The following is a 23390-nucleotide window of genomic DNA, read 5'->3' as shown; positions in this document are numbered from 1 at the left end:
AGGTATCGGAAGTGCGAATGCTGACATGAGTAACGAGAAACACTGTGAAAGACAGTGTCGCCGAAAGTCCAAGGGTTCCTGCGTAAAGTTAATCTTCGCAGGGTTAGCCGGTCCCTAAGGCGAGGCCGAAAGGCGTAGTCGATGGGAACCACGTTAATATTCGTGGGCCAGCAGGTGGTGACGCGTGGGGTATATTGTCTGGACTTACTGGATTGTCCGGGCAGTGAACTCGCGCCAGGAAATAGCCCCTGCATCAGACCGTACCCGAAACCGACACAGGTGGACTGGTAGAGTATACCAAGGCGCTTGAGAGAATGACGTTGAAGGAACTCGGCAATTTACCTCCGTAACTTCGGGATAAGGAGGCCTTCGGTTTGGGCAACCAGATCGGAGGGGCACAGACCAGGGGGTGGCAACTGTTTAACAAAAACACAGGGCTCTGCGAAATCGCAAGATGACGTATAGGGTCTGACGCCTGCCCGGTGCCGGAAGGTTAAGAGGAGAGGTTCACGCCTTGAATTGAAGCCCCGGTAAACGGCGGCCGTAAATATAACGGTCCTAAGGTAGCGAAATTCCTTGTCGGGTAAGTTCCGACCTGCACGAATGGCGTAATGACTTCCCCGCTGTCTCCAACGTCAGCTCAGTGAAATTGAATTCCCCGTGAAGATGCGGGGTTCCTGCGGTCAGACGGAAAGACCCCGTGCACCTTTACTGTAACTTTGCATTGGCATTCGTGTCGGCATGTGTAGGATAGGTGGTAGGCTATGAAGCATGGGCGCCAGCTCGTGTGGAGCCACCCTTGAAATACCACCCTTATCGTCATGGATGTCTAACCGCGATCCGTCATCCGGGTCCGGGACAATGCATGGTAGGCAGTTTGACTGGGGCGGTCGCCTCCCAAAGAGTAACGGAGGCGCGCGATGGTGGGCTCAGACCGGTCGGAAATCGGTCGTCGAGTGCAATGGCATAAGCCTGCCTGACTGCGAGACAGACAAGTCGAGCAGAGACGAAAGTCGGTCATAGTGATCCGGTGGTCCCGAGTGGGTGGGCCATCGCTCAACGGATAAAAGGTACGCCGGGGATAACAGGCTGATAACCCCCAAGAGTCCATATCGACGGGGTTGTTTGGCACCTCGATGTCGGCTCATCACATCCTGGGGCTGGAGAAGGTCCCAAGGGTTCGGCTGTTCGCCGATTAAAGTGGTACGTGAGCTGGGTTCAGAACGTCGTGAGACAGTTCGGTCCCTATCTGCCGTGGGTGTAGGAGAATTGAGGGGATTTGTCCCTAGTACGAGAGGACCGGGATGAACATACCTCTGGTGGACCTGTTGTGGCGCCAGCCGCAGTGCAGGGTAGCTATGTATGGACGGGATAACCGCTGAATGCATCTAAGCGGGAAACCCACCTCAAAACCATTTCTCCCTCGAGAGCCGTGGAAGACGACCACGTTGATAGGCCGGGTGTGGAAGCAGGGCGACCTGCGTAGCTTACCGGTACTAATCGCTCGATTGGCTTGATCGCTCTCATTTATCAACGCCCATCCCAAAAACGCTTGTCCCCGAAAAGTGCGCAGCGGTTTTCGGATCAGGACATGCGCAAAAGATGGATGATGGAAAGACAAAGCGCTCCGCGCTCATTTGCTTCGATGTGTTTCGCCGGCCTGGTGGCCTTCGGCGAAGCGATCAGACCCGATCCCATCCCGAACTCGGCCGTCAAACGCTTCCGCGCCAATGGTACTATGTCTCAAGACCTGGGAGAGTAGGTCGTCGCCAGGCCTGCCAAACACATCGCACCCACTCCTCTTCCGATCCCAAACAAAAGCGCCGCTCCAAAAAAGCGGCGCTTCTCGCTTGTCGCGGGGTGGAGCAGCCCGGTAGCTCGTCAGGCTCATAACCTGAAGGTCGCAGGTTCAAATCCTGCCCCCGCATCCAAAATTAGACCCATTAAATCAGAGATTTATCTCTGATTTAATGGGTTTTTTATTGGTGACGACGCGTTCCCGGCCCTCTAGCTCGCCCAAGAGCTGAGCTGAGAGCAATATGAAGCAATGGCGACTGACTCCAAGCACGCGTCCGAGCACGCTAGGGCCATCCCTCTACGGTCGGCCGCGTTCTCGCAATGCAGGATTACGTCGTTAACCTGGGCCGACAGCAGCCTTACGGCCGTGCGGCGGCGCCAAGCAATCAAGCCTTCCTGACAAACTCCGATTTAAGATACATCGCGCCAATACCGTCGATCTTGCACGAGATATTGTGGCCATCGACAGCCTCGTCGACCAAGCGGATGTTTTTGACCTTGGTGCCGCTCTTAACCGTGGACGATGATCCTTTGACCTTCAAGTCCTTGATTAAAGTTACTGTATCGCCTGTCGCCAGCGGATTGCCATTGGCGTCGCGCACGCCCTCGTCTTGCGCCGGACTTGCAGACGCAGCCTCCGCTTCGCTCCACTCGTGCGCGCATTCGGGACAAGTCCACAAAGTGCCGTCCTGATAAGCATATTCCGAACCGCATTTTGGGCACTTCATGTTTGTCCATTTCCTATGTCTTAGAGGGAGCTAGTGCTCTCCTACTCTATCTGCGGCTGAAACGGAACCGGCTGCAGGCCGCAGGTTCGAATCCTGCGCCGTCCAAGATCCCTGCTTCTGCTTTGGCGCGGGGTGGAGCAGCCCGGTAGCTCGTCAGGCTCATAACCTGAAGATCGCAGGTTCAAATCCTGCCCCCGCGTCCAAGATCCCCCGCCTCCAGATCATGCAGTCGGCAAAGGCCGACTGCTGCTTCGCCATCGAGTCGGCGGTCGAGGCTGGTCGTAACAACCTGCGCCTAAAGCCCGCATCCGCCCGAAAATAGCCCGCGCTCACTCGACCGGCGGGTTTTCTGCTTCTCTCTCGCGCGCACGGACCACGGAGGGACGGACCTCGATGCGCTTCATATAGCCAATAATGCTCCTCCAGCGGCCCAGGTCGATTCCCAATGCTGGCATCCAGCTCAGCACGGTGAAGAGATAGGCGTCCGCTACCGAGAAGCTCGCGCCCATCAGATAGGCGTGCTTCGCCAAGGTGGCGTCGATCATCTCGAAGCGTTTGAACAGGCGCGCCGAGAAAATCTGCCGAACCGGCTCTGGCAGCTCCTTGTTGAACAGCGGGCTCGATCCCGCGTGGATTTCGCTGGTGATGAAGTTTAGCCATTCCTGAAGCCGCACGCGCGCCAGCGTGCCGTTCGCGGGGGCAAGGCCTGTCTCGGGCTTCAGATCGGCAAGGTACTGGATCAGCGCCGACCCTTCGGTTAGCACCTCGCCGCTGTCGAGTAAGAGTGCGGCCACATAGCCTTTTGGATTGATGGTGCGGAAATCTCCGCCCTCGGAGGTGCGTTTCGTTCGGTTGTTTACGCGGACGAGATCATAGGTCACCCCCAACTCCTGCAACACGATATGCGGCGAGAGGGAGCAGGTGTCGGGCGCAAAATAAAGCTTCATCGGGAAATCTCCTCTGCCAAGTGGCGTCGCGGCGGATATTGATCGGCCTGATGAATGAAGTGAAATTACTGCTGAAGAAGTGTGATATAATTTTTATTACTATGAACCTGACGCAGCTCCGCACCCTGATCGCCGTCGCCGAAGCTGGCAGCTTCACTGCCGCCGCCGAGGCCGTCGGCGTGACGCAATCCGGCATGAGCCAGGCGCTGGCGGCGCTAGAAGAAGCGCTTGGCGTCAAGCTGCTGGTGCGCCGGCGCCATGGCGTCGAGCTGACGGCTTTTGGCGAAAGGGCGCTGGATCATGCCCGCGCCGCCTTGGCCCATCTGGAGGCGATCCGACAGGAAGCGGCGCAAGCGGCGGGCGAGGAAAAAGGTTCTATCCGCCTCGCCGCCTTTCCCAGCGTTTTCGCGACGGTGCTGCCGCCGCTTCTCCGACGCTTTCGGGCCCGCCATCCTGGCGTCGAGGTGGTGGCTTTGGAAACGGATGACCGTGAGGTCGAGGCATGGTTGGAAGCGGGGTCCGTCGATCTCGGCGTCGTGCTCAACCCCGCGCCGGACAGCGGCGCCATTTGTATCGGGCAGGACGCCTGGGTGGGTGTGTTGCCGGCCGGCCATCGGCTGGGCCGCCGCGCGACGCTCTCGCTTGCCGAGCTGATCGCGGAGCCCTTCGTGCTGGCGACAGGCGGATGCCATCTCCATGCAGGCGCCCTTGCGGAGGCCGCCGGCCTGTCGCTCGCCGATGTGCGGATGGAGGTGCGCGATTGGGCGAGCGCCGTTGCGCTCGTCCGCGAGGGCGTTGGCGTGAGCCTCATCCCCGAATCGACCCTGCCCGAGAAGCGGAAGGGCTTGCGCGTGGCGCGGCTCGATCCGCCGCTGTGCCGGCGCTTCGGCCTGATCGCGACGTCGGGACGAAAACCGTCCCGCGCCGCCGGACTATTGATGGAGCTTGCGCGTCATTATCAGATATTCAGCAACGAACAGCGTCCGGATCAGGTCGATCATTGAAATGCGGCCGCGGGGCAGTTCAGGAAACGCCGTCAGCTTACGTAGATCCGCCGCATGTCATCGCCCCCTGCTGATCGGCACGTGGCGCGTGACGGCCCAGACCAGCAAACCGGTTGCGCTGAACGTCGCTCCCAGCATCGAGACGCCGCGCCAACCGGCATGGGCATAGGTCATGGTCGCGGCGATCGCCCCAATGGCGCTGCCGACGGAATAGAAAACCATATAGCCGCCGACGAGACGGCTGCGCGCCTCGGGGTGGCGATCGAAGATGATGCTCTGATTGGCGACATGGACGGCCTGTACGGCAAGGTCGAGCAGTATCACGCCGACAAGCAGAAGCGGGATCGACCACGGCAGGGCTGCAATCAGCGCCCATGACGCTAACAGAAGCGCGAGGGACAATCCGGTCGTCCATTCGCCGAGGCCGTGGTCGGCGAGCCGTCCCGCCACCGTCGCGGCGATCGCGCCCGCCAGGCCAACGAGGCCAAATAGCCCGATCTGAGTGTGCGAGTAGCTGAATGGCGCGGCGCTGAGCGGCAGGACCAAGGTCGTCCAGAAGGTGCTGAACGTCGCAAAGATCAGCGACGCCAGAAGGCCGCGAATCAGCAAAACCCGGTCGCGCAGGAACAGGACGGGAATGGAGCGCAGCGCCGCGGCGTAGCTGTCGGCGCTGTCCGGCGGCAGGTTGCGTGGCAGCACGCGCATGAGCAGCCCGACCATTGCCGCCGTCAAAATGGCTGAGGTCAGATAGACCGCTCGCCAGCCGCTGAAATCGGCCAATAGTCCCGCAACGAAGCGGGCGGTGAGAATGCCGATGACGACGCCGCTCGTGACCATGCCGACCGCCCTGCCTCGGTCGGCAGGCGCCGCCAGCGTCGCGGCGAAGGCGACCAGCACCTGCACCACCACGGCAAACAGGCCCATCGCGGCCATGCTCGGGAACAGAACCGCTTCACTTCTGGCTGCGGACACGGCGACCAATGCGATCACCGAGAGGATGCCCTGGCCGATGATGAGCCGGCGGCGGTCGACGAGATCGCCCAGCGGCACAATGAAGATCAGCCCCAGCCCGTAGCCGACCTGCGTCGATGTTATGACGAGACCGATAGAGGCGGGGGAAATCCCGAAATCGCTCGCCATCGCGTCGAGCAAAGGCTGCGCATAATAGACGTTTGCAACGCTGAGACCGGCGGCGGCGGAGAAAATCAGGGTGGCGATCTTCGACAATCCATCATTTGGCGGGTTCTGCGCCGTTGTTCCGCTTGCATCCTGCATGGGATCCCGTTCGTGAAAGCCCGATCTGGTTCCATATCGAGACCACTTGTGCGAATGGAATTCTAGTTCTATTTTAGAACTAGAATTGCGCGAGGAGAGTGGTGTTTATGGTCAAACGGGTCAGCCTTTGGGATGCGGGTTGCCCGGTGGCGCGCGCGCTCGATGTCATCGGCGAGTGGTGGTCGCTGCTGATCATCCGCGACGCCTTTGACGGCGTGCGCCGGTTCAGTGAGTTTCAAAACGGTCTCGGGATTGCCAAGGGAATGCTGGCCACACGGCTGCGCGATCTGACCGAACGCGGCATTCTGGAGACGGCGCCAGCTTCGGACGGCAGCGCCTACAAGGAATATGTCCTGACCGAAAAAGGGCGCGGTCTCTATCTCGTTATCGTCGCGCTACGCCAATGGGGCGAAGACCATCTCTATGGCGCCGATGAGCCGCGATCCTCGCTGATCGACAATGAATCCGGCACCCCCGTCGCCCGGCTGGAACTACGGGCGCAGGACGGTCGCCCCTTGGGTTGGCGCGATACGCGCGTGCAAAAAATCAACGGCAACTGAGGCCAGGGGCGCGCAGCGGCGCCGTTCCGCAAAAATCCCGCTGGCACCCTTTTCTCCAGGGCCGCGGGCTTTAGGTTTGGCCCTGGGGGCGCTGCGCGTGGAGGGCGCGACGATGGCGGAAGACAAAGTGGTCGTCGGTGTCGTGGCTTTGCTTTACTTCGCCGCCTTCGTCGAGATTTTCGTCGCGGGATGGTGAGGCGCGGGGACGCTGCGCCTGTTGGGTCGCGACGACGAAAAGGGCCGTCAAAGGCTCGGAGGAACTTTGCGTCTTTGGACGGGAATCATGAACCAATGCAGCACGGCGAAGCCGGCGGACATCAGCCCTGATCCATAGACAAGGGTCGCAAGTTTCGGGTCTTTGATTCCGTAGCTCACGATCGCCAGCAACAAGCCGAGGATGGCGACTGCCAAGGGGGTCGAACTCCGCGCACTCATTTTACTTTAGCCTTGTTCAATCTGAGTTGTGACGGTCGCCTTTGCGACAGATTCCGCATCATGAGCTGGATAGTATCTATCAAGCAGGCATGAATGGGGCGGTAGGCCCTGCGAGCTTACGGGATGTCCAAAAATTTGCCCGGGCTCAGACGCGCTTTCTTCGATACAGCGTGTTGTTTGCTGTGGCTGGGGCGGGAGGATTCGAACCTCCGTATGGCGGAATCAAAATCCGCTGCCTTACCACTTGGCGACGCCCCAAAGCGCCCGCTCTCAATAATGCGGCAGGCGCCGCTCTGCAACCCGGGAGTATGCGTTTCGCTCAAGACCACGCCTTGAGACGCGCTAGTCTCGTGAATTTCTTGGATTGGTGGCGCTCCATGCGCCCCAGCACCTCGCGCAAAAAGCGCACGCCTTGCGGCAGATAGGCGCCCTTGTTGAGCATGACGCAATCGGCGCGCTGCGCCATGGCGGCGTCGGTTGTCTCGGGCCGGCTCGCGATGCCTTCATGGACGAATTGATCGAGCACCTGGGTCGCCCAAATGACCGGCACATGGGCGGCCTCGCAAAGCCAGAGAATCTCTTCCTGCATCTCGGAGAGACGCACAAAGCCGACTTCCACGGCGAGATCGCCGCGCGCGATCATCACGGCCGCCGGACCGCGCGCCGCCGCCGCCACGATCAGCCTCGGCAGGTTGCGGATCGCGAGCGGCGTCTCGATCTTGAGCACCAGGCCCTGCCGGGGCGCATCGAGGCGCCGAGCGGCAAGCTCCCGATCGAGCAAAGCGATGTCCTCGACCCGCTGGACGAAGGAGAAGCCGACGAGGTCCGCGAGCTTTGCGACGACGTCAAGATCGGCGAGATCCTTGGGGGTCAGCGGAGAGAGATCGAGATCGACGGAGGGGAGATTCACGCCCTTGCCGGGCTTGAGCCGCAGTCCCTTGGTCCGCGCCGCGGTGATCTCGACCTCGACGCCGTCGTCGCCACAGGAGCAGACGCGGCCCAGGGCCTTGCCGTCGTCGAAGGAAATTTCTGTCCCCGGCTGTAGCTGGCCGACGACCTGCGGGAAATTCAACGCGGCGGCGATCCCCTTGCCGCGCGCGTCGAGCTCAGAGAGCAGGCGCAGTCGGTCGCCGACGAAAACGCGGCATTTCTCCGGTCCGCGCACCAGTTCTATGCGCAGCTTGGGTCCCGCGACGTCCATCAGCACCCGACAGGGACGCCCGAGGCGTTCGGCCGACGTGCGGACATGACCCGCCATGCGCGCCCAGGCGGCGGCGTCATCATGAGCGCAATTGATTCGCGCGCAGTCCATGCCGGCGTCGATCAGTGCGGCGACGAGGGTGGGATCGTCGGCGGCTTCGCTTGGCAGGGTCGCCATGATCCGCGTGCGAGTCTCGCCGTCGCCGAATATCCGGTTGCAGGCGGCGACGAGCGCTTCCTCGCCGCGGCGCGCCGGATAAGCCGCGCTCTCCCCGCAGAGGCGGCGCAGCGTCGCGAGAAGCGCATCAAGGGCGCCGAGCACATCCGCCTCGCTGCGCCCGAGAGACGACAGGCCATAGGAGGCGAGGCGCAATTGCAGCTCGATCAGATCGCGCCCGCGCAGGGCGAGGTAATAAGCGAGGTTGCGGGCGCCGGGCGTCGACGCTGCTTCGGTCCCCCAATCGGCGAGGCGCGCGTCGCCTTCCTGACGGACAGCCTCACGCAGAGCCGCGACGTCGTCGCGCAGCGTTTGTAGATCGCGCTCGTTCATGTCCATCGGCTCGGCGGCTCCTTCCGGTTATCTAAGCATGACCGAAGCGACGAAACTGTTACATGGCGTCATTTCCGCTTGAACGGTTCGCTTGGGGCTTGTGCTTCCCGGCGAGCAGGAAGCGTTGCCTGGGCCTCGCAGCAACCGCCCGCGTCATTGCGAGGAGCGAAGCGACGAAGCAACCCAGGGCAGCTATCGCGGCCCTGGGTTGCTTCGCTTCGCTCGCAATGACGGGGTCTCGGGGAGGCGCATCAATGTGCGGGCGCGGCTTCGCCGGAGAGGTGTAACAACCGCGATTCTTCGAGATCCAACTCCGCCTCGATGGCGTGAAGCGTTGCGTCGTGTATGTCTCCAGCGCGATGCAGGCGCAACAGCTCCGCACGCGCGCCGGCGACGGCGGCGAGCGCCATCGTGAAATGGGCGCGCTTCGTTTCGATCAGCGCATCGCCCTCGCGCTGGGCGCGTTGATGGACCGTCACGCGGCGCCGGTAATCCTCGAGCAGCATGGGATGGCGCTCCTTGCCATCCTCGTCGACTTCGGCCGCGATGATGAGAAACGCCGCCTGGTAAATCTTCTCGCGCGCCTCATGGTCGTCGAGATGCGCGGCCCCGCCGGGGGGAGAGGCGGTCGGCTTCAGCCAATCGACGAGCTGGCCGAGCGTTGCGCCCTGCAGGAGCACGGTGACTGCGATGACGACGAAGGTCGTCAGCTCGATGAAATCTCGGCCGGGAAATTCGGCAGGCAAAGCGAGAGCGGCCGCCAGACTCACGACGCCGCGCATGCCCGCCCAGCCGACGACGATCGGAACGGAGACAGGCGGGCAGGGGTCATAGTTGCGCACGGCGGGCAGGAGGCGCGGCAAATAGGTGGCAGGGAACACCCAGAGAAAGCGCGCGGCGATGACGGCGGCGGTGACGATCAACGCGTTGAGAAGGGTCGACGCGGCAGCCGCATTGAAACCGCCGAGTCCTTCGACGATTTTGCGCAGCGCCAGGCCGATCAGGATGAAAACCATCGCCTCCATGACGAAGACGGCGGCGCGCCACACCGCCTGCGCCTCGATGCGGCTTTGCGCATCGAGAATGGCGTGCTGCGCCCAGCCCATCAGCAGTCCGGTCGTCACCACGGCTAAAACGCCGGAGACATGCAGCGCCTCGGCGCCGACATAGGTCGCCCAGGAGATGAGGAAGCTCGCGAGAATGATGAGTTGCGTGTCGCGCAGGCGCGACATGGCGCCGTTGGCGAGCAGGCCCGCGACGAGGCCGACGGCAATGCCCCCGGCCGACAGGCGGCCGAACATGATCGCGGCGTCCGACCAGTTGAAGACGCCAGTCAATGCAGCCGCCGCCGCCAGGCGGTAGAGCATCAGCCCCGAGGCGTCATTGACGAGACTCTCGCCTTCGAGAATCGTCACGAGCCGCGGCGGGACCGGGAGGCGCTGCAGCACCGCCTTGGCGGCCACGGCGTCGGGCGGGGAGACGATGGCGCCCAGGCAAAAGCCGGCGGCGAGCGGCAGCTCGGGCAGCAGGGCGTGCACGACAAGGCCGACGACGAGCGTGGTGAACGTCACCGCGCCGATGGCGAGCATGAGGATCGGCCGCAGATTGGCTTTGAAGTCGCGCCAGACGGTGAAATAGGCGCTCGATTGCAGCAGCGGCGGCAGAAAGAGCGTCAGGATGAATTCCGGGTCGATCGTGAAGGGCGGCTTGGCGGGGGTCAGCGCTAGCGCCATGCCGCCGATGACATAGGCGGCCGCGGGCGGCATCCTCAGCTTATTGGCGACAATCGACAAAAGCAGCGCGGCGGTGAGCAGCGCGAGAAGGATCGTGAAAGGGGCGTGGGTCATATCGCCCCCAGCCTAGAGCATGAGCGGCGCAGAATGAAAGGCGGGCGTTAGGGGAAATCGGCTCGATTGGCTCGTTGTCGTTCCCGACGCTCGCGACGCGAGCGATCGGGAACCCAGAGCCACGCCAACGCTCTTGCAGCTCCCGATTCCCACGCGGAAAATGGTTGTTAGACCGATACGGCTCCCGCGCTCGCCGCCGCGGCGCGCAGCGCGCCGATATTGCCGGCATATTGGGAGGGTCCGCCGCGGAAGGCCGCCGAGCCCGCAACCAGCGCGTCGGCGCCGGCTTCGACAATGGCGGGGGCGGTCTCGGGCGTCACGCCGCCGTCGACTTCGAGGCGGATGGGGCGGGGGCCGATCATCTCGCTGATGGCTCGGATTTTGGCGAGCTGGGCGGGAATGAAGCTCTGGCCGCCGAAGCCGGGGTTGACGCTCATGACGAGGATGAGGTCGACGTCGTCGAGCACATATTGCAGGGCGCTCTCATGCGTCGCCGGATTGAGCGAGACGCCCGCCTTCTTGCCGCGCGCGCGAATGGCCTGCAGCGAGCGATGCAGATGCGGACCGCCTTCCGCATGGACCGTGATGATGTCCGCGCCCGCATCGGCGAAGGCGCCGATATAGGGGTCGATGGGCGAGATCATCAGATGCACGTCGAGCGGCAGCTTGGTATGCGGCCGCAGCGCGGCGACAACGGCAGGGCCGAAAGTGATGTTGGGCACGAAATGCCCGTCCATCACGTCGAGGTGTATCCAATCGGCGCCGGCGGCCTCCATGGCGCGGGTCTCCTCGCCGAGCTTGGCGAAGTCGGCGGAGAGGATGGAGGGGGCGATGATGGTGTCGGTCATGGTATCGCGTGGTTGATTTGCGTCAGCCGATCACTAGCATGGCGGCGAAGGCAGGGCAGGACGAAAATGCCTGTGGTATTTCGACACGAGGGTTATAAGTTCTTTTTCTACTCGAACGAGGGCGACCCGCGCGAACCCGTTCATATTCATGTGCGCAAAGGGGAGGCGGTGGCCAAATTCTGGCTGGCGCCCGTGAGTCTCGCCGAGAGCGACGGCTTCGATGCGAAGACCTTGCGCCTGCTGGCGCGCCTCATCGAAGAGCGGTCCGGGCTGATCGAAAGGGCATGGCATGACTATTTCGGCTAAGTCGCTGCGCTTCGACGACGACAGCATGTGGGTCGAGTTGTCCGATGGTCGCGTCCTCGGCGTGCCGCTCGCCTGGTTCCCGCGCCTTCTCCATGCGACGCCCCGGCAACGCCTCGCCTTCGAGATTAGCCGCGGTGGACTGCACTGGGATGAGTTGGATGAGGATATTTCGATTGCCGGGCTTCTGGCGGGGAAAGGCGATCAGACGCAGGGGCGCGAGGCGGCGGCTTGAGTAGTAGGTCCTGCGAGTAGTTCTTCTTGCTTCAAAAAGTTGTTGTTGATCGGCGGCATGAAGCCCGCCCCAACCGGAGTATCTCCGGCCGGGGCGCGTCCGTAAGTCTCACTCCGCCGCCTTCTTAGCCGCAAACTGCGGATCGAGCGCGCCGCTGGCGTAGCGCTTGGCCATCTCCGCCATCGGCACCGGCTTGATCTTGCTCGCCTGGCCGGCCGTGCCGAATTCCTCGTAGCGCTGCTTGCAGACCTTCACCATGGCTTCCTGCGCGGGCTTCAGATATTTGCGCGGGTCGAACTCGCCCTTGTTCTTGTTCAGCGTCGCGCGGATCGCCGCCGTCATGGCGATGCGGCAGTCGGTGTCGATGTTGATCTTGCGCACGCCGAATTTGATGCCGCGCTGGATTTCCTCGACCGGCACGCCCCAGGTCTGGGGCATTTCGCCGCCGGCCGCGTTGAAGGCGTCCTGCAGCTCCTGCGGCACGGAGGACGAGCCGTGCATCACGAGATGGGTGTTCGGCAGGCGGCGGTGAATTTCCTCGACGACCTTCATCGCGAGGATCGCGCCGTCTGGCTTACGCGTGAATTTATAGGCGCCGTGCGAGGTGCCCATGGCGATCGCGAGCGCGTCGACCTTGGTGCGGGCGACGAAATCCTCGGCCTGGGCCGGGTCGGTGAGCAACTGGTCGTGGCTGAGCTTGCCCTCGGCGCCATGGCCGTCTTCCTTCTCGCCTTCGCCGGTTTCGAGCGAGCCGAGCACGCCGAGCTCGCCCTCGACCGAGGCGCCGACCCAGTGGGCCAGATCGACGACGCGGCGGGTGACGTCGGCATTGTATTGATAGTCGGCGGGGGTCTTGCCGTCGGCCTTGAGCGAGCCGTCCATCATGACCGAGGAGAAGCCAAAGCGGATGGCGCTGGCGCAGGTGGCTTCGCTATTGCCGTGGTCCTGGTGCATCACGATCGGGATGTCGGGATACATGGCGATCAGCGCCTCGATCATCTTGGCGAGCATGATGTCGTTGGCGTAATTGCGCGCGCCGCGCGAGGCCTGGATGATGACCGGCGCATCGACGGCGGAGGCCGCCTCCAGCACCGCGAGGCCCTGCTCCATATTGTTGATGTTGAAGGCAGGCACGCCATAGTCGTGCTCGGCGGCGTGATCGAGAAGCTGTCGCAGGGTGACGAGGGCCATTGGGAAGTTTCTCCCTTTTTAGAGGCAGATGCCGTTCGAAACGGCGGGAACTTGCGCGGTTATCTACATCGTACAGGCAATGAGGGCCAGTTGCGGCGGAGGATATTGACAATCGCTCCCGCCTGTCATGGCCGGGCTCGGTCCCGGCCATCCAGGCCGAGACTCACTGGCACGTCTCTGACTGTTTGTCATAGCGGCGCGGCGTGGCTGCCCGGCACAGGGCCGGGCATGACGATGGCCCCTAGAGGAGGAGGCAACCTGCCTGTGCGAGACCTTCAATGCCTCTCGGGCGGCAGGCCAACGTGGCGCTCGAGGCGGAGCAGGCGCTCCTCGAACTCGCTCAGCAGGACGCCGTGTCCAACCGCCGAAGAGTGATATTCCACCACCGCGCGGCGCAGCCCCACGATCTGGTCGGAAAGGCGCTTTTCGAGGGTCAGCATGTCGGACGCGACATCTGCGCGGAGCGAGTGCATTTCCGAGCGAAGCTCGGCGCCCATGGCGTCGACTTTCGCGTCGACGGCGTCCACTTTCTTATCGATCTTGCGCAGCAGCGCCAATGTTAGGTTTTCGGGCTCGTCGGTCAAAGTGGGGATCCGCTAATGCAAAATGCCTCGGCCATTCGGACGGCCGAGGCATAATAGCACATCTTCTTGCCGATCAGCACGCACCGCCAGGCCTCAGGCCCCCTCAGGCGCGGGCAGCTCCGACCAGCGCGACACCCGCCTCGGCAACGGCCTCGGCCGTGATGCCGAAATGCTTGTAAAGCTCCGGAGCCGGCGCACTGGCGCCGAAGCCCGTCATGCCGATGAAGACGCTATGCTCGCCGAGCCAGCGGTCCCAGCCGAGCCGCGCCGCCGCCTCGACGCCGATGCGCGGGCCCTTGCCCAGCACCTGCGCGCGATAGTCGGCGGATTGCGCCTCGAAGAGCTCCCAGCAGGGCATGGAGACGACCGCCGCCTTGACGCCCTTCGTCGCCAGCGCGTCGGCGCCGGCGAGCGCGATCTCGACTTCGGAGCCCGTGGCGAGGATCGTCACATCGCGGCCGCCCCCCGGCTCGCGCACGACATAGGCGCCCTTGGCCGAAAGGTTTTCGGAGACGGGGCGATCCAGCGTCGGCAAGTTTTGGCGCGAGAGGCTGAGCAGGGAAGGGGTCGCCTTCTGTGCGATGGCGAGCTCCCAACATTCCGCCGTCTCGATGGCGTCGGCCGGGCGGAAGACCAGCAGGTTGGGCATGGCACGCAGTGACGCCAGATGCTCGATGGGCTGATGGGTCGGGCCGTCCTCGCCCAGACCGATCGAGTCGTGGGTCAGCACGTAAATCACGCGCAGGCCCATGAGCGCCGAGAGGCGGATGCCGCCGCGCGCGTAATCCGAGAAGACCAGGAAGGTGCCGCCATAGGGCACGAAGCCGCCATGCAGGGCGATGCCGTTCATGGCCGCCGACATGCCGAATTCGCGCACGCCATAGTGGAGATAGCGGCCGGAGAAATCGCCCGGCCGCACCGAGCCCATGCCCTTGGTGAGCGTGAAGTTCGAGTGGGTGAGGTCGGCCGAACCGCCGATCGTCGCCGCCGTCGACTCATTGATGACGCCAAGCGTCATTTCCGAGGATTTGCGCGTCGCCACCTTGGGCTTCTCGGCCGCCAGCGTGGCGCGGAAGGCGGCGAGCGGGCCGGCGATCTCCGCCGCGACATTATTGTTCAGGAAGGTCTCGAAGGCGCGGCCCTTCGGCGAAGCGGCGAGGCGCTTCGCCCACGCGGCGCGTGCGTCCGCGCCGCGTTGGCCGGCGGCGCGCCAGGCGGAGAGGATCGGCTCGGGCACCTCGAAAGGCGTATGCGGCCAAAGCAGCGTCTCGCGGGCGGCGGCAACCTCCGTCGCGCCCAGCGGCGCGCCATGGACCGACTCCTTGCCCTGTTTGCCCGGCGCGCCATAGCCGATCACCGTGCGGCAGGCGATCATCGAGGGGCGGGGGGCGGCCTTGGCGATCTCGATCGCCTTCGCCACAGCCTCCATATCGTGGCCGTCGACGCGCTGCGTGTGCCAGCCGGCGGCGGCGAAGCGGGCGCATTGGTCCGTCGAGGTCGAGAGATCAGTCGGGCCGTCGATGGAAATCGAATTATCGTCCCAGAACACGATCATGCGGGAGAGCTTCAAATGCCCCGCGAGGTCGATCGCCTCGTGGCTCAGGCCTTCCATCAGACAGCCGTCGCCCGCGATCACATAAGTATTGTGGTCGACGAGATCGTCGCCGAAGCGCGCGGCGGTCAGGCGCTCGGCGATCGCCATGCCGACAGCCGTGGCGAGGCCCTGACCGAGCGGGCCCGTCGTCGTCTCGACGCCCGGCGCATGGCCATATTCCGGATGCCCCGCTGTCGGCGCGCCGAACTGGCGGAAGTTTTCGAGGTCGGCTTTGGTCATGCCCGGATAGCCCAGCAGATAGTGCAGGGCGTAAAGCAGCATGGAGCCGTGGCCGGCCGAGAGCACGAAGCGGTCGCGGTCGGGCCAATCCGGGCGGCTCGCGTCGAACTTCATGAAGCGCTGGAACAGCACGGTCGCGACGTCGGCCATGCCCATGGGCATGCCCGGATGGCCGGATTTGGCCTTTTCCACCGCGTCCATAGCAAGGGCGCGGATGGCGTTGGCGCAGCTGCGCCCGTCGACTTCGTGTGCTCTGGACATATTCCGTTCTTTCAGGTCGCGCTCTTTCGGCGCCTTACGAGTTCGAGGATCCTCGGCGTGAGGATGAGTTGCATCGCAAGATCGAGCTTATTGCCCGGAATGACGATGGAATTGGCGCGCGACATCCAGCTCCCGGCGATCATCGTCACGAGATAGGGAAAGTCCACCCCGCGCGGCTCGCGGAAGCGGATGACGACGATGGATTCATCGGGCGTTGGAATCGAGCGCGCGACGAAGGGGTTGGACGTATCGACGGTTGGCGCCCGCTGGAAGTTGATGTCCGTCTCCGAGAACTGCGGGCAGATGTAATGCACATAGTCGTGCATGCGGCGCAGAATGGTCTCGGTCACGGCCTCGGTGGTGTAGCCGCGCGAGTTGCGGTCGCGGTGGAGCTTCTGCGTCCATTCGAGATTGATGACCGGCACGACGCCGATCTTGAGATCGGCGTAGCGGGCGACATTGACCTCGTCCGTCACCACCGCGCCATGCAGCCCCTCATAAAAGAGGATGTCCGTATTGGGGGGCAGCTCCTGCCAGTCGGTGAATTGTCCCGGCGGCACGTGAAGCTGCGCTGCTTCATTTTCGTCGTGGGCGTAGTGGCGGTAGCGGCCCGAGCCCGTCTCGCCATATTCGCGGAAGAGGTTTTCCAGCTCGGAGAGGAGGTTGGCGCTCGACCCGAAATGGCTGAAATTCTGGTTGCCCGTGGTCTGAGCCTCGGCCATCTTGGCTTTCATCGCCTCGCGGTCGTAGCGATGGAAGCTGTCACCTTCGACATAGGCGACCTCGATGCGTTCACGGCGGAAAATCTGTTCGAAGGTCGCCTTGACCGAACTCGTCCCCGCCCCGGACGAGCCGGTGATCGAGATGATAGGGTGTTTGACCGACATCGGCGCGCGACCCAGTGAGTTCCTTTTCGAGCTTGCGGCGATCCGCTGCAAAGCCGGCCACGCTGGGCTTGTCGCATGCTTGTCCGGTAAAGAAAAGGCTTTCGAGGATTGGGCCCGAAGCAAAGAGGCGCGCGCCTCCGGAACGGCGCAGGTTCTCATCCTGGCGTTGGCGTGCTAAGGGGCGCAGGGCGGGCTTTGGCGCCCATGACATCAAGGAGCACGGCTTGAGCAGGAACGTCCCGATGGCCCAGAAACAGGAAGAGGGCGGGCTTCTGGAGACCGTCAAGGTCATCATCCAGGCTCTGGCCATTGCGCTTGTCATTCGCACGCTGCTGTTCCAGCCGTTCAACATCCCCTCGGGATCGATGATCCCGACGCTGCTCATCGGCGATTACGTCTTCGTCTCCAAATACGCCTATGGCTATTCGAACTATTCCATGCCTTTCGGGCCGAATGTGTTCTCAGGTCGCATTCTCGCCTCGCCGCCCAAGCGCGGCGACGTCGTGGTCTTCAAGCTGCCGCGCGACAATGAGACGGACTATATCAAGCGCGTGATCGGCCTGCCCGGCGACCGTATCCAGATGATCGAGGGCCGCCTCTACATCAACGGCGTCGTCGTGCAGCGCGACAAGATCGAGAAGGCGCGGACCGAAAATCGCGAAGGGCAGGAGGTTCCGGTCGCGACTTATCGGGAGACGCTGCCGGGCGACAGCGAGCATCCCGGGATCGAGCACACGATCATCGAGATCGAGGGCGACCACGGCATCAACGACAACACCGAGCTTTTCGTCGTGCCGCCGGACCATTACTTCATGATGGGCGACAACCGAGACAATTCCACGGATTCGCGCATTGCGCCGGAGCTTGGCGGCGTGGGCTATGTGCCCTTCGTCAATCTCGTCGGGCGCGCGGAAGTTATCTTCTTCTCCGTGAAGAAGGACGAACCCGCTCTCTACTTCTGGCGCTGGCCCTGGTCGGTGCGCTGGGATCGGCTTTTCAAGCCGGCGCATTGAGCGGACTTAGATGGCGCGGAGCAAGCCCGATCTCTCGGCGCTGGAGGAGCGCATCGGGCACGCCTTCAAGGATAAGGCCCTGCTGCGCTGGGCGTTGACGCATGTCAGCGCCGCGACGCAGCGCCCCGATTCCTACGAGCGGCTGGAGTTTCTGGGCGATCGCGTCCTGGGCCTCGCCGTTGCGCATATGATTTACGAGGGCTTCCCCGGCGACAGCGAGGGCGAGCTCTCTCGCCGCCTTGCCGCGCTGGTGCGCAAGGAGACCTGCGCGGAAGTCTCGGAAAGCTGGGGCGTCGGCCCCTATATTCGGCTCGGCGAGGGCGAGGCGCAGACCGGCGGGCGCAAGAAGCGTGCGATCCTCGGCGACGTCTGCGAGGCGATCATCGGGGCGGTCTTTCTCGATGGCGGGGCGCTGGCCGCGGAAGCCGTGGTGCGCGCTGCTTTCGGCCCTAAAATGCACGAAGCCGGGCGCTGTCTGCGCGACGCCAAGACGGCGTTGCAGGAATGGGCCCAGGCGCGCCGGCTCGCGACGCCGCGTTATCGGGTGGTGGCGCGCAGCGGACCGGATCACGCGCCGTCTTTCGAGCTGGCGGTGGACATCGAGGGGTTCGAATCCGCGCTGGGAGCGGGAAGCTCCAAGCGCGCCGCCGAGCAGGCGGCCGCGGCGGCCTTTATGGCGCGCGAGGGCGTGCAGGAGTAGGCTTTCTTCCCGGCCGCAGCATATGCCCCAATTTCACGAGTCCGCGGCGTGATCCTCTTCCCTCCTTCTTGCGGGGAGGGTTAGGGTGGGGGAAGCCGCGATAACGACCTTGATTGTCGACCCCTGCCACCCTCCCGCAAGGGGAAGGGGGACGCGGCGCCGGCGCCGATACATCGCGACCGATGGGAAGATGGAACACGAATTGACCGACACCAACGCCACGGAACAGGAACAGGAAACGCGCTGCGGCTTTGCGGCGCTGGTCGGCGCGCCCAACGCCGGCAAGTCGACGCTGCTCAATCAGCTCGTCGGCGCCAAAGTCTCCATCGTCTCGCGCAAAGCGCAGACGACGCGGGCGCTGGTGCGCGGCATCGCCATCGACGGGCTGGCGCAGATCGTGCTCGTCGACACGCCCGGCATTTTCAAACCCAAGCGCAAGCTTGATCGCGCCATGGTCGCGAGCGCGCTTTCCGGCGCGGCCGACGCCGATGTGATCGCGCTGCTCGTCGACGCCCGCAAGGGGCTCGACGAGGAGGTCGAAGCGATCCTGGCGCAGCTCGCCGAGGCGAAGGCGCCCAAGATTCTCGTGCTGAACAAGGTCGACGTCGTCGCGCGCGAGAAGCTGCTGGCGCTGACCGCGAAGCTCAACGCGCGCGAGAAATTCGAGGAGACCTTCATGGTCTCGGCGCTGACTGGCGATGGCGTCCAGGATCTGCTGCACGCCTTGGCCGAGCGCATGAAGCCGGGACCCTGGCTTTATCCGGAAGATCAGCTTTCCGACGCGCCGTTGCGGCTCCTCGCCGCGGAAATCACGCGCGAGCAGCTTTACGAGCGGCTGCACGACGAATTGCCTTACCAGTCCACGGTCGAGACCGACATGTGGACGAACCAGAAGGACGGCTCGGCGCGCATCGAGCAGACGATCTATGTCGCGCGCGACAGCCAGAAGAAAATCGTCATCGGCGAGGGCGGTAAGACGATCAAGGCGATCGGGGCCGCGGCGCGACGCGAGATCGCCGAAGCCGCCGAGCAGCCGGTGCATCTTTTCCTCTTCGTAAAGGTGCGCGAGAACTGGGCCGAGGATCCGGAACGCTATCGCGAGATGCGACTGGAATTCCCGAAAGGCGAATAGTATGGGCGACCTGATTCGTGAGGACGCCATGGCCAAGAAATCGAAAACGCTGACTATCTACCGTTACCTCACCGGCCCCGACGACGCGGCCTTCTGCCACCGCGTGACGGAAGCGCTGAGCAAAGGCTGGAAGCTCCATGGCGGGCCGACGTTGACCTTCGATACGGCGCAAAACCGCGTGATCTGCGGGCAGGCGGTGATCAAGGAAGTCGAAGGGGTGGAATACAGCCCTGAGATGAAGCTCTCGGAGCAGTGAGAGAGTAAGGCTCCGTAGTCGTGATCCCATCCCTCCCCCTCGCGGGGAGGGATGGGTGGGGGTAGCCGCGATAACAATCTAGATTGTCGACCCCCACCCCTAACCCCTCCCCGCAAGGGGGAGGGAGATTAGATTGTCATCGCTGAGATAGCCGGGAACACCCGAGAAACCCAGTCATGGAATGGCAGGACGAAGGCCTCGTCATCGGCGCCAGAAAACATGGCGAGACCTCGGTCATCTTGGAGCTGATGACGCGCGCCCATGGCCGCCATCTCGGCGTCGTGCGCGGCGGGCGCTCCAAGGCGATGCGGCCTGTTTTGCAGCCTGGGAATCTGGTCGCGGCGACATGGCGGGCGCGGCTCGAAGACCATATGGGCGCCTATGCCGTGGAGCCGCTCGCCTTGCGCGCCGCGCGCTTTCTCGATCGCGCCGCGGCCTTGCATGGCGTAACGACGCTTGCGGCGCTGCTGCGCCTTCTGCCGGAGCGCGATCCGCATGAGGGCTTGTTCGACATGGCCGAAGCCATCGCAGTGCGACTTGATTCGCCCAATGCCGCTGCGCCGCTGATGGCGCAATTCGAGCTCGCGCTTCTCGGCGCCTTGGGATTCGGTCTCGATCTGCAACGCTGCGCGGTCACCGGAACCCGCGACGACCTTGCCTATGTGTCGCCGAAAACCGGCCGCGCGGTGAACCGGGAGGCCGCCGCGCCATGGCGCGATCGGCTGCTGCCCTATCCGCACTTCCTGCGGGAGGAAACCGAAAGCGCGCCGACCGAGGAGATCGCCGACGCCTTTCGTCTGACGGGCTATTTCCTGACCCGCGATGTATTGACGCCACGCGGCGCGACTCTGCCGGCGTCGCGGGCGCTTTATATCGCCGCGCTGAGGTGAAAGATCAGCGCGCGTCTTCGCAGACGACTCGCGACTCGCGATTCGTCACGCCATAGCCCTCGTCGGTGTCGACCAGAACCTCGCGGCAGAGCGCCTGCATGCCATTATCGTTGCGGGCTTCTTCCTTGCCGGCCGGCTGATGGTGGCGCGTCGCGCGCGCCGAATCACTAGCGGCGACGTGTGGCGTCTCGAGAGCGAGCGCCGAGCCCATAACATACGCCATGCCAAGAATCGCTAATGCTCTGAGGATCGAGGTCATTCGGAAGCCACAGAAATTTATGAGGAAACTTGGCCCGGGAGAAGCTGAGCCGGCGGTGCTGTCTTTCTAGAAAGCGTGACGGCGCCTCGCAAGCGCTAATTTGCAACAGTGCGGGATAAAAGGTGGAAATCAAGTTGATGGCTCGATTTGCCGCCGCGCCGCGCGCTTGCCGCTTGCGCCGGCGGGCCCCTGCGCCTAGTACGGGCGAAAATCCAACGGAGGCGAATGGATCGCATGGCGCAGAAGGGCGGCGCGGGAAAGGGTAAGGACGGCGGCGGCGAGAGCGTGGTGACGCCAGTCGATCTGCGCGAGGCGCTGGAAGAACGCTACCTCCGTTACGCCCTCTCGACGATCACCGATCGCGCCTTGCCCGACGCGCGCGACGGCTTGAAGCCCGTGCATCGGCGCATTCTCTACGGCATGCATGTGCTGCGGCTCGATCCCGGCTCGCCCTTCAAGAAATGCGCGAAGATCGTCGGCGACGTGATGGGCTCCTATCATCCGCATGGCGATCAGGCGATCTATGACGCGCTGGTGCGCCTCGCGCAGGATTTCTCCTCTCGTTACCCGCTCGTCGACGGGCAGGGGAACTTTGGCAATATCGACGGCGATTCGGCCGCCGCCTATCGCTACACCGAAGCGCGCATGACCGCCGTCGCCCGCTCTTTGCTCGAGGGCATCGACGAGGACGCGATCGACTTCAAACCCAATTACTCGGGCGAGGAGAAGGAGCCTGTCGTGCTCCCCTCGGCGCTGCCCAATATGCTCGCCAATGGCGCGCAGGGCATTGCGGTGGGCATGGCGACGTCCATTCCGCCGCATAATCTCGCCGAGCTGTGCGACGCTGCGCTCTATCTCATCTCGCATCGCGCCGCGACGAGCGAGCAATTGCTCACCTTCGTGCGGGGGCCGGATTTCCCAACGGGCGGCATCATCGTCGACAAGCGTGAAGAGATTATCGAAGCCTATCGCACCGGGCGCGGCTCCTTCCGCGTGCGCTCGCGTTGGGTGAAGGAAGAGCTGCCGCGCGGCGGCTGGGTGACGGTCGTCACCGAAATTCCCTATGGCGTGCAGAAGTCGCGGCTGATCGAAAAGCTCGCCGAGCTGATTTCCGAGCGTAAGCTGCCGCTCGTCGCCGACGTACGCGACGAATCGGCGGAGGATGTGCGCATCGTCTTCGAGCCGCGCGCGCGCAACGTCGATCCGGCGCTGATGATGGAGACGCTCTTCAAGCTCTCTGAGCTGGAGACGCGCTTCAGCATGAATATGAATGTGCTGGTCGACGGCGTGACGCCGCGCGTCGTCTCGCTGGATGAGGCGCTGCGGCAATGGCTCGATCATCGCCGCACGGTGCTGCAACGCCGCTCGCGTCATCGTCTCGCGGCGATCCTGCGCCGCATCGAGCAATTGGAAGGCATGATCATCGTCTTCCTCAACCTCGATGAGGTGATCCGCATCATCCGCGAGGAAGATGACGCGAAGGTCGAGTTGAAGAGAGTCTTCAAGCTCACCGATCTGCAGGTCGATTATATCCTCGACACGCGGCTGCGCTCCCTGCGCAAGCTGGAAGAGATGGAGCTGCGCCGCGAGCTGGACGATCTCACCAAGGAACGCGCCGAGCTCGAAAGCCTGCTCGAGGACGAAGGCAAGCAGTGGAAGACGATCGCCGGGCAGGTGCGCGACCTCAAAAAGCTCTATGGCCCGCAGACGCCGGTCGGCAAGCGCCGCACCACTTTCGAGGACGCGCCGGCAGCCGTCGATCTCGATCTCGCAGAGGCGATGATCGAGCGCGAGCCGATCACGGTGGTCGTGTCGATGAAGGGCTGGATTCGCGCGCTGAAAGGTCATGTGCAGGATTTGTCGACGTTGCAATTCAAGGGCGACGACGCGCTGGACACGAGTTTCTTCGCGCAGACGACGACGAAGATTCTGGTGCTCGCGACCAATGGCAAGGCCTTCACCCTCGACGCCTCGAAACTGCCGGGCGGGCGCGGCCATGGCGAGCCGATCCGTCTTTATGCCGACATCGACGAAGGAGCGGATATTGCGCGCGTGCTGCCGCATACGGCGGGGACGTCGTTACTGCTGATTGCGGATGATGGGCGCGGCTTCATCGTCGCGCAGGACGATCTGCTGTCATCCACCAAAAAGGGGCGCGCCGTTCTCTCCGTCGAGCCGCCCGCGAAGCTGAAAGTCGCGACGGAAGCCGCGGGCGATCACGTCGCCATTATCGGCGAAAACAGGAAGCTCCTCGTCTTCCCGCTGGAAGAGGCGCCGCGCATGGCGCGCGGCAAGGGCGTGCGCATGCAGCGCTACAAGGACGGCGGCGTGGCCGACGCGAAAGTGTTCTCACTCGCGGATGGGCTGACTTGGACGGATACGGCGGACCGTGTGTTCAAGGTCGCAGCGGCGGAGCTGACGGAATGGATGGGGCATCGCGCGGAAGCGGGAAGGCTGCCGCCGAGAGGGTTCCCGAAGAACAATCGGTTCGGGTGAGGGCGTCGGTCTGCAGCCCCAGCTCTCCGTCATTGCGAGGAGCGTAAGCGACGACGCAATCCAAGTTAGCTACGGGGCCCTGGATTGCTTCGCTTCGCTCGCAATGACGGCGTGTCAGCTCGGCTTCGCAAAGTTCGGAGTCTGAAGGTCCTTCGGAC

The 23390-nt window shown here is 63.6% G+C and carries 22 protein-coding genes, 3 tRNA genes and 2 rRNA genes (1 of these 27 cut by a window edge); 14 read left to right on the top strand and 13 right to left on the bottom strand.

The window, feature by feature from the left end; genetic code table 11:
- The 3 genes from OGR47_RS14195 to OGR47_RS14185 form a co-directional block, all read left to right on the top strand.
- Nucleotides 1–1521, top strand: a 23S ribosomal RNA gene (locus OGR47_RS14195); it begins 1420 nt to the left of the window's first position.
- Nucleotides 1522–1659: 138 nt separating this feature from the next.
- Nucleotides 1660–1775 (top strand): 5S ribosomal RNA (gene rrf / locus OGR47_RS14190).
- Between the two features lie 79 nt (nucleotides 1776–1854).
- A tRNA-Met gene (locus tag OGR47_RS14185) sits at nucleotides 1855–1931 on the top strand.
- Between the two features lie 252 nt (nucleotides 1932–2183).
- Here the strand turns inward: OGR47_RS14185 and OGR47_RS14180 are convergent.
- A complete protein-coding gene (locus tag OGR47_RS14180; RefSeq protein ID WP_165053312.1) occupies nucleotides 2184–2525 on the bottom strand; it encodes a zinc ribbon domain-containing protein YjdM in 342 nt (113 codons plus the stop codon).
- Nucleotides 2526–2651: 126 nt separating this feature from the next.
- Between OGR47_RS14180 and OGR47_RS14175 the strand changes: the two genes are divergently transcribed.
- A tRNA-Met gene (locus OGR47_RS14175) sits at nucleotides 2652–2728 on the top strand.
- A 126-nt stretch (nucleotides 2729–2854) separates the two neighbouring features.
- On the opposite strand, the gene gstA is transcribed toward OGR47_RS14175, so the two are convergent.
- Entirely contained in the window at nucleotides 2855–3472 is a 618-nt protein-coding gene (gstA, locus tag OGR47_RS14170) for a glutathione transferase GstA (RefSeq protein ID WP_165053314.1), read from the bottom strand.
- A gap of 101 nt (nucleotides 3473–3573) precedes the next feature.
- On the opposite strand from gstA, the gene OGR47_RS14165 reads away from it, so the two are divergent.
- Entirely contained in the window at nucleotides 3574–4476 is a 903-nt protein-coding gene (locus OGR47_RS14165; protein ID WP_165053316.1) for a LysR family transcriptional regulator, read from the top strand.
- 57 nt (nucleotides 4477–4533) lie between these two features.
- Here OGR47_RS14165 and OGR47_RS14160 read toward each other — a convergent pair whose 3' ends face one another.
- Nucleotides 4534–5751: an MFS transporter gene (locus tag OGR47_RS14160; protein WP_165053318.1), complete on the bottom strand. Its 1218-nt coding sequence runs from the start codon at nucleotides 5749–5751 to the stop codon at nucleotides 4534–4536.
- 107 nt (nucleotides 5752–5858) lie between these two features.
- On the opposite strand from OGR47_RS14160, the gene OGR47_RS14155 reads away from it, so the two are divergent.
- Entirely contained in the window at nucleotides 5859–6311 is a 453-nt protein-coding gene (locus OGR47_RS14155; protein ID WP_165053320.1) for a winged helix-turn-helix transcriptional regulator, read from the top strand.
- Nucleotides 6312–6554: 243 nt separating this feature from the next.
- Here the strand turns inward: OGR47_RS14155 and OGR47_RS14150 are convergent, their stop codons facing one another.
- From OGR47_RS14150 to rpe, 5 genes are all read right to left on the bottom strand, one after another.
- Complete coding sequence (locus OGR47_RS14150) at nucleotides 6555–6722, bottom strand: hypothetical protein (protein WP_165053322.1); 168 nt, start codon at nucleotides 6720–6722, stop codon at nucleotides 6555–6557.
- Between the two features lie 207 nt (nucleotides 6723–6929).
- Nucleotides 6930–7004, bottom strand: a tRNA-Gln gene (locus tag OGR47_RS14145).
- 61 nt (nucleotides 7005–7065) lie between these two features.
- Entirely contained in the window at nucleotides 7066–8502 is a 1437-nt protein-coding gene (locus OGR47_RS14140; protein ID WP_165053324.1) for a pyruvate kinase, read from the bottom strand.
- A gap of 245 nt (nucleotides 8503–8747) precedes the next feature.
- A complete protein-coding gene (locus OGR47_RS14135; RefSeq protein WP_165053326.1) occupies nucleotides 8748–10343 on the bottom strand; it encodes a cation:proton antiporter in 1596 nt (531 codons plus the stop codon).
- Nucleotides 10344–10510: 167 nt separating this feature from the next.
- Nucleotides 10511–11191 (bottom strand): ribulose-phosphate 3-epimerase, encoded by a 681-nt coding sequence (gene rpe, locus OGR47_RS14130; RefSeq protein ID WP_165053328.1) that lies wholly within the window; start codon nucleotides 11189–11191, stop codon nucleotides 10511–10513.
- Nucleotides 11192–11257: 66 nt separating this feature from the next.
- On the opposite strand from rpe, the gene OGR47_RS14125 reads away from it, so the two are divergent.
- Nucleotides 11258–11497, top strand: coding sequence for a DUF4160 domain-containing protein (locus tag OGR47_RS14125; RefSeq protein ID WP_165053330.1), 240 nt, complete (start codon nucleotides 11258–11260; stop codon nucleotides 11495–11497).
- Nucleotides 11481–11729, top strand: a complete 249-nt coding sequence (locus OGR47_RS14120) for a DUF2442 domain-containing protein (RefSeq protein WP_165053332.1) — start codon at nucleotides 11481–11483, stop codon at nucleotides 11727–11729. The genes OGR47_RS14125 and OGR47_RS14120 overlap by 17 nt, the downstream gene beginning before the upstream one ends.
- Nucleotides 11730–11837: 108 nt before the next feature.
- Here the strand turns inward: OGR47_RS14120 and fba are convergent, their stop codons facing one another.
- The 4 genes from fba to OGR47_RS14100 all read right to left on the bottom strand — a co-directional run bounded on the left by fba (nucleotide 11838) and on the right by OGR47_RS14100 (nucleotide 16486).
- Complete coding sequence (gene fba / locus OGR47_RS14115; protein WP_165053334.1) at nucleotides 11838–12920, bottom strand: class II fructose-bisphosphate aldolase; 1083 nt, start codon at nucleotides 12918–12920, stop codon at nucleotides 11838–11840.
- A gap of 275 nt (nucleotides 12921–13195) precedes the next feature.
- Nucleotides 13196–13504 (bottom strand): hypothetical protein, encoded by a 309-nt coding sequence (locus tag OGR47_RS14110; protein WP_165053337.1) that lies wholly within the window; start codon nucleotides 13502–13504, stop codon nucleotides 13196–13198.
- Between the two features lie 103 nt (nucleotides 13505–13607).
- Nucleotides 13608–15599 (bottom strand): transketolase, encoded by a 1992-nt coding sequence (gene tkt / locus OGR47_RS14105; RefSeq protein ID WP_165053340.1) that lies wholly within the window; start codon nucleotides 15597–15599, stop codon nucleotides 13608–13610.
- An 11-nt stretch (nucleotides 15600–15610) separates the two neighbouring features.
- Nucleotides 15611–16486, bottom strand: coding sequence for a phosphoribulokinase (locus OGR47_RS14100; RefSeq protein WP_165053343.1), 876 nt, complete (start codon nucleotides 16484–16486; stop codon nucleotides 15611–15613).
- Nucleotides 16487–16728: 242 nt separating this feature from the next.
- Here OGR47_RS14100 and lepB point away from each other — a divergent pair, with 242 nt between their 5' ends.
- The 5 genes from lepB (at nucleotide 16729) to recO (ending at nucleotide 20477) form a co-directional block, all read left to right on the top strand.
- The gene (gene lepB, locus OGR47_RS14095; RefSeq protein ID WP_165053346.1) at nucleotides 16729–17499 is read left to right on the top strand and encodes a signal peptidase I; all 771 of its coding nucleotides are present in this window, start codon (nucleotides 16729–16731) and stop codon (nucleotides 17497–17499) included.
- Between the two features lie 10 nt (nucleotides 17500–17509).
- Complete coding sequence (gene rnc, locus OGR47_RS14090; RefSeq protein WP_165053349.1) at nucleotides 17510–18199, top strand: ribonuclease III; 690 nt, start codon at nucleotides 17510–17512, stop codon at nucleotides 18197–18199.
- A 190-nt stretch (nucleotides 18200–18389) separates the two neighbouring features.
- The gene (gene era, locus OGR47_RS14085) at nucleotides 18390–19331 is read left to right on the top strand and encodes a GTPase Era (RefSeq protein ID WP_165053352.1); all 942 of its coding nucleotides are present in this window, start codon (nucleotides 18390–18392) and stop codon (nucleotides 19329–19331) included.
- A 1-nt stretch (nucleotide 19332) separates the two neighbouring features.
- Nucleotides 19333–19587, top strand: a complete 255-nt coding sequence (locus tag OGR47_RS14080) for a DUF1737 domain-containing protein (protein WP_371824428.1) — start codon at nucleotides 19333–19335, stop codon at nucleotides 19585–19587.
- Nucleotides 19588–19763: 176 nt separating this feature from the next.
- A complete protein-coding gene (gene recO / locus OGR47_RS14075) occupies nucleotides 19764–20477 on the top strand; it encodes a DNA repair protein RecO (protein ID WP_165053355.1) in 714 nt (237 codons plus the stop codon).
- A gap of 4 nt (nucleotides 20478–20481) precedes the next feature.
- Here recO and OGR47_RS14070 read toward each other — a convergent pair whose 3' ends face one another.
- Entirely contained in the window at nucleotides 20482–20700 is a 219-nt protein-coding gene (locus OGR47_RS14070) for a hypothetical protein (RefSeq protein ID WP_165053310.1), read from the bottom strand.
- Between the two features lie 270 nt (nucleotides 20701–20970).
- On the opposite strand from OGR47_RS14070, the gene parC reads away from it, so the two are divergent.
- Nucleotides 20971–23232 carry a DNA topoisomerase IV subunit A gene (parC, locus tag OGR47_RS14065; RefSeq protein WP_165053646.1) on the top strand — a complete coding sequence of 754 codons (2262 nt, stop codon included), beginning with the start codon at nucleotides 20971–20973 and terminating at the stop codon, nucleotides 23230–23232.
- Nucleotides 23233–23390 lie beyond the last annotated feature (158 nt).

It is taken from the genome of Methylocystis sp. MJC1, assembly GCF_026427715.1.
GTDB lineage: Bacteria > Pseudomonadota > Alphaproteobacteria > Rhizobiales > Beijerinckiaceae > Methylocystis.
This window is presented reverse-complemented; position numbering and strand designations above follow the sequence as displayed.